15 protein-coding genes are annotated in these 18,202 nt (G+C 42.6%); 9 read left to right on the top strand and 6 right to left on the bottom strand.

Features of this window, described 5'->3' with window-relative positions; all coding sequences use genetic code 11:
• The first annotated feature begins 679 nt into the window (after positions 1-679).
• Positions 680-835, top strand: coding sequence for a hypothetical protein (locus tag NE535_RS04480; protein WP_261297481.1), 156 nt, complete (start codon positions 680-682; stop codon positions 833-835).
• A 767-nt stretch (positions 836-1,602) separates the two neighbouring features.
• Here the strand turns inward: NE535_RS04480 and NE535_RS04485 are convergent.
• Positions 1,603-2,586 carry a hypothetical protein gene (locus NE535_RS04485; RefSeq protein ID WP_088729450.1) on the bottom strand — a complete coding sequence of 328 codons (984 nt, stop codon included), beginning with the start codon at positions 2,584-2,586 and terminating at the stop codon, positions 1,603-1,605.
• 713 nt (positions 2,587-3,299) lie between these two features.
• Between NE535_RS04485 and NE535_RS04490 the strand changes: the two genes are divergently transcribed.
• The 3 genes from NE535_RS04490 (at position 3,300) to NE535_RS04500 (ending at position 7,186) form a co-directional block, all read left to right on the top strand.
• Complete coding sequence (locus tag NE535_RS04490) at positions 3,300-4,589, top strand: NCS2 family permease (RefSeq protein WP_261297482.1); 1,290 nt, start codon at positions 3,300-3,302, stop codon at positions 4,587-4,589.
• Positions 4,590-4,767: 178 nt separating this feature from the next.
• Entirely contained in the window at positions 4,768-5,898 is a 1,131-nt protein-coding gene (proB, locus tag NE535_RS04495) for a glutamate 5-kinase (protein WP_261297483.1), read from the top strand.
• Positions 5,888-7,186, top strand: a complete 1,299-nt coding sequence (locus NE535_RS04500; protein WP_261297484.1) for a glutamate-5-semialdehyde dehydrogenase — start codon at positions 5,888-5,890, stop codon at positions 7,184-7,186. The genes proB and NE535_RS04500 overlap by 11 nt, the downstream gene beginning before the upstream one ends.
• A gap of 73 nt (positions 7,187-7,259) precedes the next feature.
• On the opposite strand, the gene NE535_RS04505 is transcribed toward NE535_RS04500, so the two are convergent.
• From NE535_RS04505 to aptA, 4 genes are all read right to left on the bottom strand, one after another.
• Positions 7,260-7,982 (bottom strand): TorF family putative porin, encoded by a 723-nt coding sequence (locus NE535_RS04505; RefSeq protein ID WP_261297485.1) that lies wholly within the window; start codon positions 7,980-7,982, stop codon positions 7,260-7,262.
• Between the two features lie 210 nt (positions 7,983-8,192).
• Complete coding sequence (locus NE535_RS04510) at positions 8,193-8,558, bottom strand: cupin domain-containing protein (protein WP_261297486.1); 366 nt, start codon at positions 8,556-8,558, stop codon at positions 8,193-8,195.
• Between the two features lie 16 nt (positions 8,559-8,574).
• A complete protein-coding gene (locus NE535_RS04515) occupies positions 8,575-10,071 on the bottom strand; it encodes a CoA-acylating methylmalonate-semialdehyde dehydrogenase (protein ID WP_261297487.1) in 1,497 nt (498 codons plus the stop codon).
• A gap of 69 nt (positions 10,072-10,140) precedes the next feature.
• A complete protein-coding gene (aptA, locus tag NE535_RS04520) occupies positions 10,141-11,490 on the bottom strand; it encodes an omega-aminotransferase AptA (RefSeq protein WP_261297488.1) in 1,350 nt (449 codons plus the stop codon).
• Positions 11,491-11,784: 294 nt separating this feature from the next.
• On the opposite strand from aptA, the gene NE535_RS04525 reads away from it, so the two are divergent.
• The 3 genes from NE535_RS04525 (at position 11,785) to NE535_RS04535 (ending at position 14,826) form a co-directional block, all read left to right on the top strand.
• Entirely contained in the window at positions 11,785-13,281 is a 1,497-nt protein-coding gene (locus tag NE535_RS04525; protein ID WP_261297489.1) for an aldehyde dehydrogenase, read from the top strand.
• Positions 13,282-13,586: 305 nt separating this feature from the next.
• Positions 13,587-13,988, top strand: coding sequence for a VanZ family protein (locus tag NE535_RS04530; protein ID WP_261297490.1), 402 nt, complete (start codon positions 13,587-13,589; stop codon positions 13,986-13,988).
• Positions 13,981-14,826, top strand: coding sequence for a sulfurtransferase (locus tag NE535_RS04535; RefSeq protein ID WP_261297491.1), 846 nt, complete (start codon positions 13,981-13,983; stop codon positions 14,824-14,826). The genes NE535_RS04530 and NE535_RS04535 overlap by 8 nt, the downstream gene beginning before the upstream one ends.
• A 96-nt stretch (positions 14,827-14,922) precedes the next feature.
• Here NE535_RS04535 and NE535_RS04540 read toward each other — a convergent pair whose 3' ends face one another.
• The gene (locus NE535_RS04540; RefSeq protein WP_261297492.1) at positions 14,923-16,230 is read right to left on the bottom strand and encodes an NAD(P)/FAD-dependent oxidoreductase; all 1,308 of its coding nucleotides are present in this window, start codon (positions 16,228-16,230) and stop codon (positions 14,923-14,925) included.
• Between the two features lie 191 nt (positions 16,231-16,421).
• Between NE535_RS04540 and NE535_RS04545 the strand changes: the two genes are divergently transcribed.
• On the top strand, positions 16,422-16,970 hold the full coding sequence (locus tag NE535_RS04545; protein WP_261297493.1) for a cupin domain-containing protein: 549 nt from the start codon (positions 16,422-16,424) through the stop codon (positions 16,968-16,970).
• A 464-nt stretch (positions 16,971-17,434) separates the two neighbouring features.
• Entirely contained in the window at positions 17,435-18,199 is a 765-nt protein-coding gene (locus NE535_RS04550; RefSeq protein ID WP_261297494.1) for a gamma-glutamyl-gamma-aminobutyrate hydrolase family protein, read from the top strand.
• Positions 18,200-18,202 lie beyond the last annotated feature (3 nt).

The following is an 18,202-nucleotide window of genomic DNA, read 5'->3' on the forward strand; positions in this document are numbered from 1 at the left end:
TAGGCAATGGCAAAATTTATTGGCAGAGCACTTGGATTAACCCAGAGGTTTTGCGTGGCGGTCTATTCGCCATGAAGTTTTAAATCGCTTTACTTATTTCCGTTTGACTATTCACCACCTTTTTTTCGTCGTTTTGACGTTTTGACTCGGGTAATTGATCAACTTGATTGATTCCCTTATCACTCCCCCAAGTGATACTAGCTTTCCTTTTCCCCAATTGGATGCTTGATACATGTCAGCCTACTCTTATGAGTAGGCTTTTTTTTGTCTGTTGTTTATGTCCCCAAAGTTTGTTGTCCTTCGAATGAAGGTTTGGCATTTTTTATTTAGCTGAGTAGCGTTGGGCAGCATTGGTAATGTTTGGTTTCGTGTCTATCTGCGTTGGAGTTGGTTGTGTCTGTTTGTGCTTTTACCTTTATGGTAATCAATTGCCTGCAGCATGCTTATGTGCAGATACTGCTTCGGGACGCGGTACGCCATCCATGGCCGCTTAACGAAAACGTCCCTGTTTTCGATACCCTCAGCCGTATCTACACTGGGTCATTTTATCTCTTCGATTTAGCTTCATTTGTTATAAGTTTTGATTTGAAAGATAGCTTGGTTTTACCCCAAGGTTTGTTTGGAATATGGCCTACGGCCATTATGAGCATGAAACTTCGCTCATAGTAAAGAATGTGTCATGCAGTTTATCTATATAGTTTCAGTATGGCATTTACTCACCGACACGCAGCAAGTACGTCCTTGTAGCTCAGCCGACCCATCCATGGGTCGGATGGTCGGCTCGCAAATCACCATAATGAACCTTTCGAGTATTTACTTAATCGGAAAGTTTTAAATAGTGAGTGGTATAAGATTATTTCAAAAATGCTAACATGTTTTTGCCCCAAAGTTTGTTTGGAAATATGGCCTGCGGCCACTAACGTCGTGGCGCTTCGCCCACACCAGACCAAAGGGGCAAAACGCTTGCGCCCCTTTGGAAACCCTCAGCGCCCCAGACGAAAAATGCTGAAAAGCGCATAATTTTCGATGGGGATCGATCCAGCTTTAAACCTCATCTGTTTCCTGCTTCGTTCATTGTCAAAAAGCCCTAACGCTTCCGATGGGCCATCCCTGGCCCAACGAAAGCTAGCTTGGCATCCATGCCAAGCTCACGGCCTTTTTTCGATGACCTCAATTCAAACCGAACATCCAAGCTTTTCTTATGGAATTGTTACGAATGAAGTTAAATCGAAGATGTGAAAATTTCGGGTGCAGATGAGCCAGCGAGTATCCAAAACATGGATGTTTTGGTTAAGCCCACATGGATGTGCTTGCGGCGTCTCGCTGGATTATCTGCACATAAGGTCGCTCTTTCACATCCATGTGACCGCGACATTCCGTTCATCCTGAACATCCCAGCGGCAGGCAATGGGTTAGATTGAAGTTATGGTCTTCCATAATTGAGCAGAGATAAATGAATTAGACTGTGGGTGTCTGTAACTCACTTTTGCCCCATAACCTGTTGGGGAAGGAAAGAAGCTGTAGAAGTAACGAACGAAGAAAGGTAAGCAGCTATATCTGTTAAGTTGAGATATAACTGCTTCTTGAAGTGAGAGGTTAAAGTTATTTCACTTCGTACCTCAGTAGGACTTCATTATCCAAAACAACGTTTGTTGACCAAATAAAACTTGCCCCAGCACCACTAAATTTCTCAATGAAGTTCATGTAAGATTTTTTGTTGTTCACACCAATTTCATCTTCTGAATATTCAGTCGCTTGAGGCCATGAAACGGCATCGAAGTCTTTTGCCATCCAGTTACTTGGGGTCTCCCAGTGAGCTGCATAAGCATTTGCACCGTTATCTGTGCCTTTTGTTGTGCAGTTCTCCGATAAGCGTTTACCATCAACCTCACTCAGGCAGCTTAAATCATAGACTGGTGCAGTATAAAATGTCTGTGCTTGCCAGTCGGAACTCGTCACAGTGCCATCACTAAAGCTTGCGATAAAGCCACCATCACCTGGGTGGAATGCCTTGCCACGGTTATCTTCTGTACCTAAACCTAAGTTTTCTTCCCAATCAATTACTTTTACAGCAATAGTGTATGGCTTATTTACTTTGAACTTTACGATACTAGAGTTAAACGGCGTAAAGGGTACGGTGTCTACCGCAACAAGCTGACCATTGATATATAACTCGAAGTAGTTGTCAGCAAAGATGTAACCAGTGATCTCTTCACCATTTGCATCAACTATGGTCACAGGGACTGAGTCTTCGTCCACATCGGCAATGCTTTCAGGAGTGATGTTGGCGCACTCTTCATAAAGATCGACCGCTTTTGGCGCAGTTGTAAAATGGTTTTGAGCAGGAACTGTCCATACCTTTCCGCTAGCATCAGCAATTTCACCAATGCCTGCAACACGGCTTCGACCATTCGCACACTCAAAAAGGTTTTCTTCTACTGTTTTTGCGAGACCTTGAGTAATGCTAGCTGAACCTTTGTAATCACTGACACTTCCGCTAACAGTTAGGTCGGAGGATGGAGAACAACCAGCCAACAACACGGCGATAGACGAAAGAGCTAATACTCTATTATTTGTAATAATCATCAATAAAAATTCTGTCGTTAGCATGGAGCTTAAGTGTAGATAATTAATCTCAACAGATCAATATGTTGGACTGGTGAGATAGCTGGCGCTGGCGCGTAGATTAGACTATATAATGCAAATCAACGTAAACGATGTGCAATTCTCGGTAAATGAACTTCTGTTCCGAGCTTTCACAGACTGCACTTCGTAACTCACAAATGTCCAAAAACGATTTAGCTTTTATTATCCGATTGATACCCGAAAGGTTAAATCGAAGAGATCAAATAACCAAGTGTAGATGCGGCTGAGGGTATCGAAAACAGGGATGTTTTCGTTAAGCGGTCAGGGATGACGCATAGCGTCCCGAAGCAGTATCTGCACATAAGCGAGCCGCAGGCTTTTAACAACAATGAAGATTCGACTTTAAACACAAATCCCAATTCCAACTCAGCCAAATGTTATAAGCCCAAAATGCCAACGCCTTCATTCGAAGGCCTACACACTTTTATCCAGAAACCAGTTAACTCATGCTCTGCTGTTTGTATCAACCACTATGATTAACCTTTTAGCAAAAGTCTGTTTTCAGGCTTTATAAGGTGTTTTTGCGACCAAAGTATGATTTTATGACATGTTACAGGATATAATTTCGCGGCTTTGAGCATTCGGGGTCAAATTATCGAAATCGCTCAAAATAATAACAATATTAATTAACCTCACCCAAGGAACATGGTTCCATGTTAGAAAAACTATTTAAACTGAAACAAAACAATACCTCGTTAAAACAAGAAGTGGTTGCCGGACTGACTACCTTTTTAACTATGGCTTATATTATCTTTGTAAACCCAATGATGCTTGCTGATGCAGGGATGGATCATGGTGCAGTATTCGTAGCAACGTGTTTAGCTGCGGCGATTGGCTGTTTAATCATGGGATTATTAGCAAATTACCCTATTGCGTTAGCACCAGGAATGGGACTGAATGCGTTTTTCACTTACACAGTCGTCGGTGAAATGGGTTACAGCTGGGAAACCGCATTAGGCGCTGTGTTCATGTCTGGTGTCTGCTTTTTAGTGCTGTCCCTGGTTAAAATTCGGGAGTGGATTGTTAACAGTATTCCTATGTCATTGCGATTAGGTATCGCTGCCGGTATCGGTCTGTTTTTAGCCTTAATCGGTCTTAAAAGTGCGGGTATTGTGGTGGCAAGTCCTGCCACGTTAGTCACTATGGGCGATATCACCTCGTTTCCGGCTGTGATGGCATCTCTTGGATTTTTCCTGATTATTGCTATGGTGCAGCGTGGCTGGAAAGCTGCGGTAATCTTAAGCATCATGATAGTGACGGTTTTAGGCTTGCTATTTGGTGATGTGCAATACAACGGTTTAATGTCATTACCACCTTCTATTGCGCCAACATTCATGAAAATGGATTTATCTAGCGTATTAGAAATCAGTATGATTTCAGTGATTTTTGCCTTCTTGTTTGTCGATCTATTCGATACATCAGGAACCTTAGTTGCTGTGGCTCAACGTGGTGGTTTTTTAGATGATAAAGGGCGTTTACCAAGAGTAAAACGCGCATTAACCGCGGACAGTGTTGCCACCATTACCGGTGCTGCATTAGGCACCTCAACCACAACGAGTTATATCGAAAGTACTGCAGGTGTTAGTGCTGGTGGTCGTACAGGGTTAACCGCCGTTGTGGTTGGTTTACTCTTTTTAGCCGCATTGTTTCTCTCACCTTTGGCTGGAATGGTCCCAGCTTATGCGACTTCAGGGGCATTATTTTATGTCGCCATTTTAATGATGTCTGGTCTTATCAATGTTGATTGGGATGACTTAACTGAAGCCGCGCCAGTGGTGGTAACCTGTTTATTGATGCCGTTAACATTCTCGATTGCAAATGCTATCGGTTTCGGCTTTATTTCTTATTTAGTGATAAAGCTGTTAACGGGCCGCATTAAAGATTTAAATGCAGGTGTGGTATTTATTGCCTTGTTGTTTTTGGTGAAGTTTATTTACGGCTAACTTCACTAGATTAGCGCTATTTAATTAAGGGTTATGCAATGCATAACCCTTTTTTATGGCAGATCACAAATAATACTCACTAAAACCCATTTGATTGCAGCTTTATCTAGGAATTCAATGTTGAATTGGGTATAAAAATAGTTCGGAACTTTATCAATCAAATTAGAGAGAAGGCTAAATGGGTTATCGCCGTGTGGTAGTGAAGTTAGGTACCAGTGTACTGACTTCTGGCAGCAAGAAATTAGACAAGGCACATATGGTTGAATTAGCCAGACAAATGGCTAATTTAATGAAGTCTGGTGTCGAAGTAGTGTTATGCACTTCTGGTGCAATTGCCGCAGGACGTGAACATCTGCAATACCCCATTTTGCCCGATACCATGGCGCATAAACAATTGCTTGCAGCTGTGGGGCAAAGTCAATTAATTCTGGCTTGGTCGCAACTGTTCAGTTTATATGGTTTGCATGTAGGGCAGCTATTGCTAACCCGTGCAGACTTGCAAGACCGAGAGCGCTACCTCAATGCGCGCGATACATTAAATGCCTTATTAGATAACAATATTATCCCCATTATTAATGAAAATGATGCGGTAGCAACCAATGAAATCAAAGTTGGCGATAACGATAATTTATCGGCTCGTGCGGCTTTGTTGTGTGATGCAGACCTATTGATTTTACTTACCGATCAAAAAGGTTTGTTTGATGCTGACCCTCGCACAAATCCCAATGCTCAGTTGATAAAACAAGTGGTGAATATTGATGACAGCTTGCGTTTATTAGCGGGTGGCTCGGTTTCAGGTTTAGGCACTGGCGGTATGGCGACTAAACTTGAGGCGGCGGATATTGCTAGACGTGCAGGAATAGAAGTGGTGATAGCTTCAGGGCATCATCCCGATGTGATCAATAAAGTGGCTCTGCGAGAGTCTGTAGGTACTCATTTTAGTGCGATAGATTCGCCGTTAGAAAGCCGCAAACAGTGGATTTTAGCCGGTCCTGCTAGCCAAGGTAAGCTGGTTGTGGATGACGGTGCTGCCCGTGCGGTTGTAGAAAGTGGCCGCAGTTTATTGTCAAAAGGGATCACCCGCATTGAAGGGGAATTTGAACGAGGCGCCACCATATTAATCGTGAATACTGATACGCGTGTGTTGGCTAAGGGCATCAGTCGTTATTGCGCGGCAGATTTACGTAAAATCAGCGGTAAACATTCCAACGAAATCGAAGATATTTTAGGTTATGACTATGGTGATGCTGCAGTGCACCGCAATGACATGGTTGTATTAGAAAACAAGGAGAAAGCTCATGTCAGCTAGCCAGGATGACGCCAGCCAAGCACAAATCAATGCATATTTGATTGGTTTAGGTCAACGCGCCAAGGCGGCAAGTTTTACGCTTGCCAGCTTATCGTCTGCCCAGAAAAATAATTTACTCAGTACCATCAGTGAGCGTTTAGCTGACAATGCTAGTGCTATATTGGCCGCCAATGCTAAAGATGTTGCTGCGGCTAAAGCTAATGGCTTAACAGATGCCATGATTGACCGTTTATTGCTTGATGAAGCAAGATTAGCGGGCATTATCGGTGATATTGATAATGTGATAGCGCTGGCAGACCCTATAGGTAAAGAAGCCGCTAGCCAGTTACTTGATAATGGCTTAAGACTCACCCAACGTAGTGTGCCTCTTGGGGTGGTAGGGGTGATTTATGAAGCTCGCCCGAATGTGACCGTTGATATTGCGGTATTAGCACTGAAAACCGGTAATGCGGTTATCTTACGTGGTGGCAAAGAAACCATTGAGTCGAATAAGGTACTCAGTAGCGTTATCCGTGACGCGCTCAATAGTTTGAATTTACCAGAAGATGCGGTGCAATTAATTGCATCGCCAGAGCGGGCAATTGTGAGCGGGTTACTGCGCTTAGATAAATATGTCGATATGATTATTCCGCGTGGAGGCCATAATCTACAACGCTTATGCGCCGAACAATCAAGTATTCCTGTAATTCTGGGCGGAATTGGTATTTGCCATTTATTGGTAGATAAAAAAGCCGATTTGAACCGTGCCGTTGAGGTCATTGCCAATGCTAAAGTGCAACGACCTACCGTGTGTAATGCCCTAGATACTTTGCTAATTGATCAGCAGGTTGCAGAAGTATTTGTACCTCAGGTGGCTGCGCATTTACATAGCCTTGGGGTGAAGTTTTATGTGTGTGAGCAATCTCAGGCGTATTTAAGTGGATTAGGCTTTGATATCACACCCGCCGACGATGAGTCGTTTTCGACAGAGTGGTTATCATTAACCTTAGGCATAAAAGTGGTTGCAGATATTGATGCGGCAATTGCTCATATTCGTCAGCATTCAAGTGGCCACTCTGAAGCGATATTAACCGATGACATTCACGCGGCAAGTTACTTTATGAATCAAGTGGATTCAGCTGCGGTATATGTCAACGCTAGCACCCGATTTACTGATGGCGCTCAATTTGGTTTAGGCGCAGAGGTGGCGGTAAGTACCCAAAAACTGCATGCTAGAGGACCAATGGCTCTGGATGCCTTAACCACTTATAAATGGCTTGCGTGGGGGGATTACACCAGCCGAAAATAACCATGGTGTAACGTAGAGATGAAAAAAAGCTTACTCAATAGAGTAAGCTTTTTTGTAAAGGATTAACGCTGTTTTAGAATGCGTAGCTTACAGAGGCAAGTACCGTGTCTTTGGTTTTGTAAACACCGTCATCTACTGCATAATCGCCATCTAAATCGGTCATGAGATAAGCGAGTGATAGACCAAAGCCTGAAAAATCAGCTGAGACACCTACTGAGTAATCAGAGTAGCTATCAAATCCTTCACCGTCGTCGAGTGCATCACCGAAGTTATAGCCGTAATGGAAATCTAAACTCCAGTTTTCAGCAAATTCCCAACCATAATTTAAGTCTATATAGTGTAAGTCTAAATCACTTCCACCGTAATCATTGGTATACCAGTAAGCGGCTCTAGCACCAAAAAAGTCAAATCCCACAGTGGCTTCTAGGTAATCTAAATCACTTTCTCCTAGATAGTTATAACGATATAAGGTGACATCCCAGCTGGCATCGTCGTTAATTTCACCCCAGTAACCGGCATAGATATCTAACTCGATATCTGGGCCATTGTAATCTTCTTCATCAAAATCGATGTTACTTGCCCAAGCGCCTACGAAGAAGCCGTTTTCAGCACTCCAATCTACGCCTGCTTGTAATGCTGGATCACCAGCCGTTTGAGATACACCGCGAAAGCGATAGTCGTTTGTTACTGAAACTTCACCCGAAAATTCAGCCATTGCAGAGCTTGAAAGCACTGAAGCTGAAAGGGTTAGGCCGGCCAATAGCGCTAGTCTTGTTTTTGTGAATGTTTTAGACACGATATCTTCTCCAATTATAGTTATATTCTCAGTTTTGTAGGGTAAAACTGATGGTGCCAACTTTTCCAAAAATATGCGTTTTGGTTTTATACTCCGTGGCGGGTATCACAGGTACATCATTATCTATAACTTGTACTATTTTTGAACCGTTTTGGTGCAATTTGCAAGTTATTATTTACTTTATAAAAACTAAACTTGTACGGTAAGTGCTTATTGAGCTTCAAAAATGACATAAACCTTTTTGCATGGTGCAACGACTTCCCATGTGCCTTTAAAGCCAGCAGGAATGACAAACTTGTCACCCACATTGACAGTCAGCTTGGTGCCATTAACATCGGTTATGATGCTAGTGCCTTCCAAAATGTCGCAATATTCATGCTCAGTATAGGTGATATTCCAGCAGCCAATGTCACTTTGCCAAATACCTACATTAAATTGTGCGCATGGGCTAGCATAATGATTTTGCACGCTTTGCAATGGGTTGCCTTTAAGTCTTTTTTCATCAGGTAAATGGTATTGATCTATTTCAGCTGATGATGTTGCAAAGCTCTCTATATCACTGATCAGTTTGGTCATGTTTAGGTACTCGAATTTAGTTCATTGTCGGCATAATAAACGCCGATCCTTCAGTGGTTACCGATGCTTTTGGCCATCTTGCAGTAATGGCTTTGCGTTTGGTATAAAAGCGCACGCCATCAGGTCCATGCATATGCAGTGGGCCAAACAGTGAACGTTTCCAACCGCCAAAGCTATGGAATGCCATTGGCACAGGAATGGGCACGTTAACTCCAACCATACCAACCTCAACATGGTGGCAAAAATGTCTTGCAGCTTCACCGTTTTGAGTGAAGATCGCGGTGCCATTACCAAACTCGTGTTTGTTGATTAGGTTAAGCGCCTCGGCGTAATCTTTTACGCGAACAATCGCTAATACAGGACCAAAAATTTCTTCTTGGTAAATGGTCATCTCAGGGGTGACGTTATCGAACAGGCATGCACCTAAAAAATAACCCTGTTGCTGATCTTTTACCGATAAACTTCTGCCATCGGCAATCAGTTTAGCTCCTTCTGCCACGCCTTTTTCCACATAGTCGCGGACTTTTTGTAGGTGTTGAGCTGAAATTAAAGGACCCATATCCATTTCTGGCGTTAAACCGTTACCGACTTTAAGGTTTTCAATTTGAGGTAACAGCGCTTCTACTAATTTATCGCCGCTATTTCCAACCGCTAATACCACTGAAATGGCCATACAGCGTTCGCCAGCACTGCCATAGGCTGCGCCCATAAGCGCTTTTACCGCTTGGTCTAGATCAGCATCAGGCATTAATAGCATATGGTTTTTAGCACCACCTAATGCCTGTACCCGTTTACCGTGCGCGGATGCCGTACTGTAAATATATTCGGCGATAGGAGTCGAGCCGACAAAGCTTACGGCTTGAACATCTGGATGAGTTAGTAGGGTATCAACGGCTTCTTTGTCGCCATTAACGACATTAAATACCCCATCAGGTAAACCTGCTTCAGTGAGTAATTCAGCCATGCGCATCACTGAACTAGGATCTTTTTCTGAAGGTTTCATAATAAAAGTATTACCGCAGGCAATGGCAATAGGGAACATCCACATAGGTACCATCACTGGGAAGTTAAACGGCGCGATCCCCGCGACAACCCCCAAAGATTGATTCACTGACCATGAATCTACACCGCCGCCAACCTGTTGAGTATGCTCGCCTTTGAGTAAGTGTGGAATCCCACAAGCAAACTCTACCACTTCTAAACCACGGACTAATTCACCTTTGGCATCTTCTAATACTTTACCGTGCTCACGCGTGATTAGCTCCGCTAGCTCATCAATATTTTGTTCCATCAACGCTTTGAACTTGAATAACACACGCGCGCGATTGAGCGGGGTAACCTGTGACCATGTTTGATAAGCTTGTTTTGCTATTTCAACGGCATGACTGACTTCTTGTTTACATGCTAACGACACATGCCCGCGAAGCTCACCACTAGCGGGTTCATAAATAGGTTGTTGGCGTTGACTTGATTCAGTGTGCTTGCCATTGACGTAATGAGATAAAGTGAGCATAAAAAACCTTTCTATTAATAGTGTAAATGTATTTGTGTTTGTGCTGTTCAGTAATCAGGTTCGTCGGCGTTAACCTACGGCAAGGATCGCATCAGACAGGCTATTTACCATGTCATCAATTTGCGACTTTTCGACAATTAGCGGTGGTGACAGGGCTAAAATGTCGCCGGTAGCTCTGACCAAGGTGCCATTTCTAAAGCAGTGGTCGAATATCTCATAACCTCTTTTACCAGCGCCTTTATCACTAGGGGCAAACTGGATGCCGGCAACTAAACCAATATTGCGAATGTCGATAATGTTCGGTAAGCCTTTCAAGCTGTGAACGGCATCTTCAAAGTATTGGCTTAGATTTTTAGCGCGTTCAAAAAGTTGCTCTTCTTGATAGATAGCTAAAGTGGCTAATGCCGAAGCGGCTGCTACCGGATGACCTGAGTAAGTGTAACCATGGAAAAACTCGATCATGCTTTCAGGGCCTTGCATACAGGTTGCATGAATCGTGTTACTGACAAATACAGCACCCATTGGAATTGCACCATTGTTAATAGCTTTGGCTGTGGTGATGATATCTGGCGTAACCTGCCAAAACTCACTGGCAAACGCCGCGCCTAATCGGCCAAATCCGGTAATGACTTCATCAAATATCAATAAAATTCCGTGCTTTTGGGTGATTTCACGTAATCGTTTTAAATAACCATCAGGGGGTAAAATGACACCCGCTGAACCAGACATGGGTTCAACAATCACCGCGGCAATGTTTTCTGCGCCATGCAGGGTAATGAGTTGCTCTAATACTTCTGCTTTTTCAATACCATTTTTAGGTAAGCCTTTCGAGAAAGCATTGTTAGCAATATCTAAGGTGTGTGGTAAATGATCGACACCTTGCAATAACTGACCGCTAAAGGTTTTGCGGTTATTGCCAATGCCTCCAACAGAAATTCCGCCAAAACCCACGCCGTGATAACCCAGCTCTCTACCAATAAAGCGAGTACGAGAAGGTTGACCATTTGCGCGGTGATAGCACAGTGCCATTTTTAATGCGGTATCAACAGATTCAGAACCTGAATTAGTGAAAAATACTTTATCTAAACCATCAGGACTCAGTTGGGTGAGTTTGTTGGCTAATTCAAATGCCAATGGATGCCCCAACTGAAATGAAGGGGCGTAATCCATTTGATTAATTTGTTTGCTAACTGCCTCAGAAATCTTTTTGCGGCCATGACCCGCATTACAACACCATAAACCTGCAGTGGCATCTAGCACTGCTTGACCACGATCATCGGTATAGTACATACCTTCAGCTTGGGTCAGTAATCTTGGATTTTCCTTAAACTGCCGATTGGCAGTAAATGGCATCCAATAACTCGCCATGTCTGGCGTTGCAATCGACGAATTGTTTGATTGAGGCGGTTGTTGTTGCATTGATAATTCCTTGTTCTTAATCGCACTGAAAATAGTGTTACTCAGTACACTTATTTTGTAGCCAATACATCTATTGATGGTCAATATTTGCTACGCTATATCAAATATAATGAACATGGAAGAGGTTTTAGTAAAAAATTAAAGTAAATTGGACATTTTTGTAAAATATATTGAAATTTTTATCAGTTCAGCATAATTTGAAGCATCAATTACACTCTGTAATTTAAGTCAGGTTGTTTGGCGTATTAATGTTGATTAAGGCCAAACATGCACATATAGGATGTCGAGGTGGCAATGAGCTCTCCAACAAATCGTAGCGAATGGGAACAACTCGCAAAAAGTCTCACTATTAATGGCAATGCCATGATTAATGGTGTGTATAAATCTGCACAATCGGGTGAAACATTCGATTGTATTAGCCCAGTTGATGGCCGCATGCTAGCTAAAGTCGCCAGTTGTGATTATCAAGATGCAAACATGGCTGTGGCAAATGCTAAGGCCGTGTTCGAAGCGGGTACTTGGTCGCTACTTCCTCCTGTAAAACGTAAAGCCGTAATGATCCGTTTTGCCGAGCTTTTAGAGCAAAATGCAGATGAACTGGCGTTACTTGAAACCCTCGACATGGGTAAACCTATTCAGTTTGCTAAAGCGGTTGACGTAGCGGGGGCTGCTCGTGCAATCAGATGGTGTGGCGAAGCCATCGACAAAATTTATGATGAAATAGCCCCTACTGCACACAACGAAATAGGCATGATCACCCGTGAGCCTGTTGGTGTTGTTGCTGCCATTGTGCCCTGGAACTTCCCAATGATCATGGCATGTTGGAAGTTAGGCCCTGCGCTAGCTACGGGTAATAGTGTGGTATTAAAACCCTCTGAAAAGTCACCTTTAACTGCGATTAAAATGGCGCAGCTTGCATTGGATGCGGGTATTCCTAAAGGTGTGTTAAACGTATTACCTGGTTTTGGTCATACAGTTGGTAAAGCATTAGCGTTACATATGGATGTTGATACTTTGGTATTTACTGGCTCAACAAAAATTGCCAAGCAGCTGATGATTTATGCTGGGCAATCCAATATGAAGCGTGTTTGGTTAGAGGCTGGCGGAAAAAGCCCTAATATCGTTTTCAACGATGCTCCTGATTTAAAAGCGGCAGCACAAGCTGCAGCATCTGCGATTGCATTCAACCAGGGCGAGGTCTGCACTGCAGGTTCGCGTTTACTGGTTGAATCAGGTATCAAAGATGAGTTGATTCAACTTATTGCTGAAGAATTAACATCTTGGCAGCCAGGTCATCCATTAGATCCAAATACCGTTACTGGTGCGATGGTCGATACCCAGCAAATGGAAAACGTTTTAGGTTATATCAAAGCGGGTGAAGATGAAGGTGCAACCTTAGTGCAAGGCGGCAAACAAGTCATGGCGGATACCGGTGGTGTGTATGTACAACCAACGATATTCTCTGAAGTGAATAACAAAATGACCATTGCTAGCGAAGAGATTTTTGGGCCAGTGTTATCTGTGATTGAATTTGATGGTATGGATGAAGCGATTCAAATTGCTAATGACACCATTTACGGTTTAGCTGCAGGTGTGTGGACATCAAACCTTTCTAAAGCGCATAAGACAGCCAAAGCATTACGCAGTGGAATGGTATGGATTAACCATTATGATGGAGGCGATATGACAGCACCATTTGGTGGTTATAAGCAATCAGGCAACGGTCGAGATAAATCGTTACATGCATTCGACAAGTACACAGAAATCAAAGCAACCTGGATTGCCTTGTAATTTATTAACCGCGTCATTAATCTGATGTAAAATAAGCCCTGTGATCATTTATCATAGGGCTTTTTGTTGCTAGATTCGTTGCAAGTAATTGTAATGTAGCTATTTTTGTTGTTAATGGCACTTGGGGCTCTGAAAAATACTGCTTAGTGTCAAGGTAAAAGATATTCAACGGACACGATTAGTTGGTATTTATCCAAGTTGAGGTTATTACTTGAGATTCATACACATTTTTGCTGTCTATATACTAGGATAGACATCATCTTATGACACAGGATGCTCTTAGAATGTTTTCATCACGGTTTTATATGTTATCAGCATTAATAGCTGGGGCTTTTCTAGGCTTTATTATTTGGATTATTTATCTTGCCAATACGGGAGGATCAAGTATCTTTTTTGAGTTAATCAAACATATTCCCTATGGTGACAAGGTGGGCCATTGTTTATTATTTGGCACATTAACCTTCTTAGCTAATATCACGTTAAAGTTCGAAACCATCAAATTGGGTCGCTTTAGTGTATATATTGGGTCATGCTTAGTTGCAGTGTTTGTTCTCGGTGAAGAGATTAGCCAAGGCTTTATCCCAAGCCGCACTTTAGATATCGCAGACTTAATGGCTGACGGGGTTGGTATTGGGTTATTTAGCTATTTAACCTGGTTAACCCATCGATTTATACCGTCCTATTATCAAGGAAAAAATCATGAATAACATTACGGTTTCAACAGCCTGGTTAGTCGAGCATCTAGACGACACCAACTTTATTTTACTGGATGCCAGTATGGAAGTGGTGCTAGGTAAAGAGCCCCTGGTTTATGAACAGTTTAGGTGTATTCCAAATGCTATAAATATGCAGCTGGAACAGGATTTTTTTGATCACCACTCATCCATGTCGCATGCCATGCCAACAGTAGAACAGTTTACTCAGTCGGCGCAACAACTGGGGATTAATCAGGATAGTGTTGTGGTGATTTATGATAATCAGGGGATGTACTCTGCGCCCAGAGCCTGGTGGACCTTCAAAACCATGGGATTTGATAAAGTGTATATTCTTGATGGTGGTTTGCCCCAATGGATGGCTGAAAATTTACCCACTGCAGATCAATATATCACGCCAATCAAGTTAGGTAATGTTACAGCTACACCGCAAAATGGGGGCGTTTGTAATAGTCACATGGTGTTATGCACTTTTGACAAACAAGGTGTCACAATAATTGATGCCAGAGCCGAGGGAAGATTTAATGGGTTAGCGCCAGAACCCAGAGCTGGAGTGAGAAGTGGCCATATTCCTGGGTCGGTAAATTTACCGTTTGCCAACGTGCTTGATGGTTATCGATTAAAGTCCCCAATGGCATTAACCACATTTTTCAAACACACGATTAATGATGATGCAGAGCAACTCATTTTTAGCTGCGGCTCAGGGATTACAGCGTGCATTTTACTGGTTGCGGCTAAAGTGTCAGGCGCACAAAATGTGATGTTATATGATGGTTCTTGGGCGGAATGGGGAGCCAGTGAAACACTGCCTATTACTCGATTGAAACCTTGAACATAGTGCTTACCTAATGCGAATGCATTCGCTCCGACTTCACTCGTGCTTACGTAAGCACGAGTACAGCCGGAGCGGTTGATAGCGTCGTTAATATTAAAAGATATCTTTAAATCTATGGTAAAGCATGCCGGCAGCGAGCATTGGTGAGCGAAAATGCGGCCCCCCTGGAAAGGTCATGTGTTTTATTTTATCAAAAATATCGAAGCGCTCAGCTTGCTCTGTAATCGCCTCAGCAATGAGTTTAGCTGCCATATGTGTGGCATTCACCCCATGCCCTGAATATGCCTGAGCATAAAAGATATTTTTAGCATCGGGTAATCGGCCAATTTGTGGCATTCGGTTTGCGCCTATACCAATCATGCCTCCCCATTGATAATCAATTTTAACGCCTTTTAATTGTGGGAAAACATGCTCTAAATTCGGTCTAAGCGCCGCTTCAATGTTACGTGGATCTTTGCCTGAGTAGGTACATAACCCCCCAAATAATAGGCGGTTATCTGCCGATAAGTGGAAGTAATCTAATGCTACCCGCATGTCAGCAAATGCCATGTTTTGTGGAATGATAGCTTGGCATTCTTCAGGTGTAAGCGGCTCAGTGGCTAATAAATAGCTACCCGCAGGTAATACTTTACCACCTACATAATCATTGAGTTTGTGACCAATGTAAGCATTACCGGCAAGCACTAGAAATCGGCAATTTACTTCGCCTTTAGCCGTTTTTACGACGGGTTTAGCGCCTTTGAAAATATGCTCAGCGGGACTATTTTCAAAAATATGTACGCCCATTTCACGTGCTACACGTGCTTCACCTAATACTAAATTTAGCGGATGCAAGTGGCCGCTTCCCATGTCGACAAGTGCTCCCTGATAAAAATCTGATTGGATCACTTCACTGGTTCGGGCTTTATCAAGTAGCTGAATTTCATGTTGATAGCCCGCTTGCTTTAAATCGTCAAACTCTTGTTCTAACTCGCGCAGATGTCGCGGTTTAACGGCAAGATCGCAGTAGCCCATTTGTAAATCACATTGAATATTGTGTTGTTTAATGCGCTGCTTAACAATTTCTACCGCCTCAAATCCCATTTGGGTAATGGCGTTGACGCCTTCGGTACCGATAACATTTTTAAATTGGCTGGCATCATGGCCGATACCACGGATCAGTTCACCACCATTACGACCCGAAGCTCCCCAGCCAATGCGTTTCGATTCTAAAACCGCGACACTAAATCCTTTCTGTGCGAGTTCAATCGCGGTATTAATACCACTAAAACCACCACCGACAACACAGACATCAACGTGAATCGATTCTGTTAATTGTGGATGTTCAAATAATTCTTTCGCACTATGAAAGTAAAAGGAATCTGGATAGTTATCGCTATGGATAGGTGAAGGTTTTGGCATAGCGTCTCCGACGGTATTTTTGTTAAAAGTAAAAAAACTGCTAACAGGTAAGTTTTAATCGACATGTTGTGCATTTTATTTAACACTGAATTAAGCTAGAATACAATTCCTTTCATCAGTTGATGAAACGATGTTAAATTGCAGATACAAAACAGGTGTTTTGAGCAGGATGTTTTTTCAGGAGAAATAAATTGGATATTGGAGCAAGCTTAAAAGCTGTTCGAAAAATGCGCGGTCTTTCTCAACGCGAATTAGCTAAACGTGCAGGTGTTACTAATAGCACTATTTCTATGATTGAAAAAAACAGTGTCAGCCCTTCGATCAGTTCTTTAAAAAAGGTGCTGGCAGGCATCCCTATGTCATTGGTAGAGTTTTTCTCTATCGAAGAAGGCACTGTCGGTGAGCAAAAAGTGGTTTATCGCTCTGAAGAACTCCTCGATATTGGGACCGGTGATTTAGTGTATAAACTGATTGGCCGAGATTATCCTAACCGAACCATGTCGCTAATGCTTGAAACCTATCCACCAGGAACCAGTACTGGTGATGATATGTTGCAACATCGTGGTGAAGAAGGGGCATATATTCTGGAGGGGAAAATAGAGCTCACCGTTGCTAATGAAACATTTGTTTTAGAAAAAGGTGATAGTTATTACTTCAGTAGTGAATTACCGCATCATTTTTCAAACCCATTCACAGAACCCTGTAAATTGGTTAGCGCCACCACCCCTGGCGATTTTTAGTCCTCCCGCACCACGGAGCAAGTGTTCATGCTCCGTGCTATTTCGGTTAATCCCCTTTTAAGTTCTTTCACTTAAAGACATTTATCTGCTCCGGTTAATGTAAATAATATTAAGCACAGGATTGTTCGATATTCTGGATGCTTGTTATGTTTAGAGTCTTGTTTAGTGCCCGAATATATATTTTTAATTTCCATTTTATTGCCTTTTAATAACCATTTACTCTTAACTTTAGTGCGTTTGAAGGGTTTTTTTTGGTTAGAATAATAAAAGTGAATTCAGTTGTATTATTGCTATTGCCTAGTTTCAAAATTAGGTGTAGTGTGTGAAAAAACGAACACAAAATATTAGTTTATTAAGTCAGTCATCGGTTGTAGATGTATCGCAAAGTTGACAATTTAATAGGTAATAAACTTCCAAACAGAATGAAAGGTACACTGCGTTCTCGCAGTTCAAGTAGGTGTGATATGTCTTTGTCAAATGTCCCAATGATTGGGGTCGTGGCATGTAATCAACAAATAGGGTTACACCCATTTAATATCGTGGGTGAAAAATACCTGCTTAGCGTAGTGAACGGCGCAAAGGGTTTTCCCTTAGTGATCCCTTCATTAGGTATAGATTTACCCATCCAAGCGTTACTTTCTCGTTTAGACGGTATCTTATTTACAGGATCACCATCTAACGTTGAACCACATCATTATCAAGGTCCAAGCAGTGCTGCAGGCACTCACCATGATCCGAAACGTGACGCGACGACTTTACCGTTAATTCAAGCTGCTATTGATGCCGGCATACCTGTGTTAGGTATTTGCCGCGGTTTTCAAGAAATGAATGTGGTGTTTGGTGGTAGTTTGCATCAAAAGTTACATGAAGTTGGCCAATATATTGAACATCGTGAAGATAAAAATGCTCCACTGGATGTGCAGTACGGCTTGTCACATAAAATCGATATTGTTCCAGGTGGATTGCTCCACGATGCATGGGGCTGTGACTTTGCAGAAGTGAATTCTGTTCATACTCAAGGTGTAGATCGTTTGGGTAAAGGGTTACAGCCAGAAGCACACGCTCTGGATGGATTAGTAGAAGCGTTCTCTGTTAAAGAGGCTCAAGCTTTCGCACTAGCGGTACAGTGGCATCCTGAGTGGAAAGTACAAGATAACCGGTTTTATTCATCAATTTTTGATGCCTTCGGCAATGCCTGCCGTTTGCATGCTGCTAAACGAGAGAAATAATAA

The organism is Shewanella holmiensis (genome assembly GCF_025370255.1).
Classification (GTDB): Bacteria; Pseudomonadota; Gammaproteobacteria; order Enterobacterales; family Shewanellaceae; genus Shewanella; species Shewanella holmiensis.

Coding starts and splice junctions, on each gene's coding strand:
- NE535_RS04500 (WP_261297484.1), top strand. CDS start 5,888: ATGTCAGCTAGCCAGGATGACGCCAGCCAAGCACAAATCAATGCATAT.
- proB (WP_261297483.1), top strand. CDS start 4,768: ATGGGTTATCGCCGTGTGGTAGTGAAGTTAGGTACCAGTGTACTGACT.
- NE535_RS04480 (WP_261297481.1), top strand. CDS start 680: ATGCAGTTTATCTATATAGTTTCAGTATGGCATTTACTCACCGACACG.
- NE535_RS04485 (WP_088729450.1), bottom strand. CDS start 2,586: ATGATTATTACAAATAATAGAGTATTAGCTCTTTCGTCTATCGCCGTG.
- NE535_RS04515 (WP_261297487.1), bottom strand. CDS start 10,071: ATGCTCACTTTATCTCATTACGTCAATGGCAAGCACACTGAATCAAGT.
- NE535_RS04490 (WP_261297482.1), top strand. CDS start 3,300: ATGTTAGAAAAACTATTTAAACTGAAACAAAACAATACCTCGTTAAAA.
- NE535_RS04535 (WP_261297491.1), top strand. CDS start 13,981: ATGAATAACATTACGGTTTCAACAGCCTGGTTAGTCGAGCATCTAGAC.
- aptA (WP_261297488.1), bottom strand. CDS start 11,490: ATGCAACAACAACCGCCTCAATCAAACAATTCGTCGATTGCAACGCCA.
- NE535_RS04550 (WP_261297494.1), top strand. CDS start 17,435: ATGTCTTTGTCAAATGTCCCAATGATTGGGGTCGTGGCATGTAATCAA.
- NE535_RS04525 (WP_261297489.1), top strand. CDS start 11,785: ATGAGCTCTCCAACAAATCGTAGCGAATGGGAACAACTCGCAAAAAGT.
- NE535_RS04540 (WP_261297492.1), bottom strand. CDS start 16,230: ATGCCAAAACCTTCACCTATCCATAGCGATAACTATCCAGATTCCTTT.
- NE535_RS04530 (WP_261297490.1), top strand. CDS start 13,587: ATGTTATCAGCATTAATAGCTGGGGCTTTTCTAGGCTTTATTATTTGG.
- NE535_RS04510 (WP_261297486.1), bottom strand. CDS start 8,558: ATGACCAAACTGATCAGTGATATAGAGAGCTTTGCAACATCATCAGCT.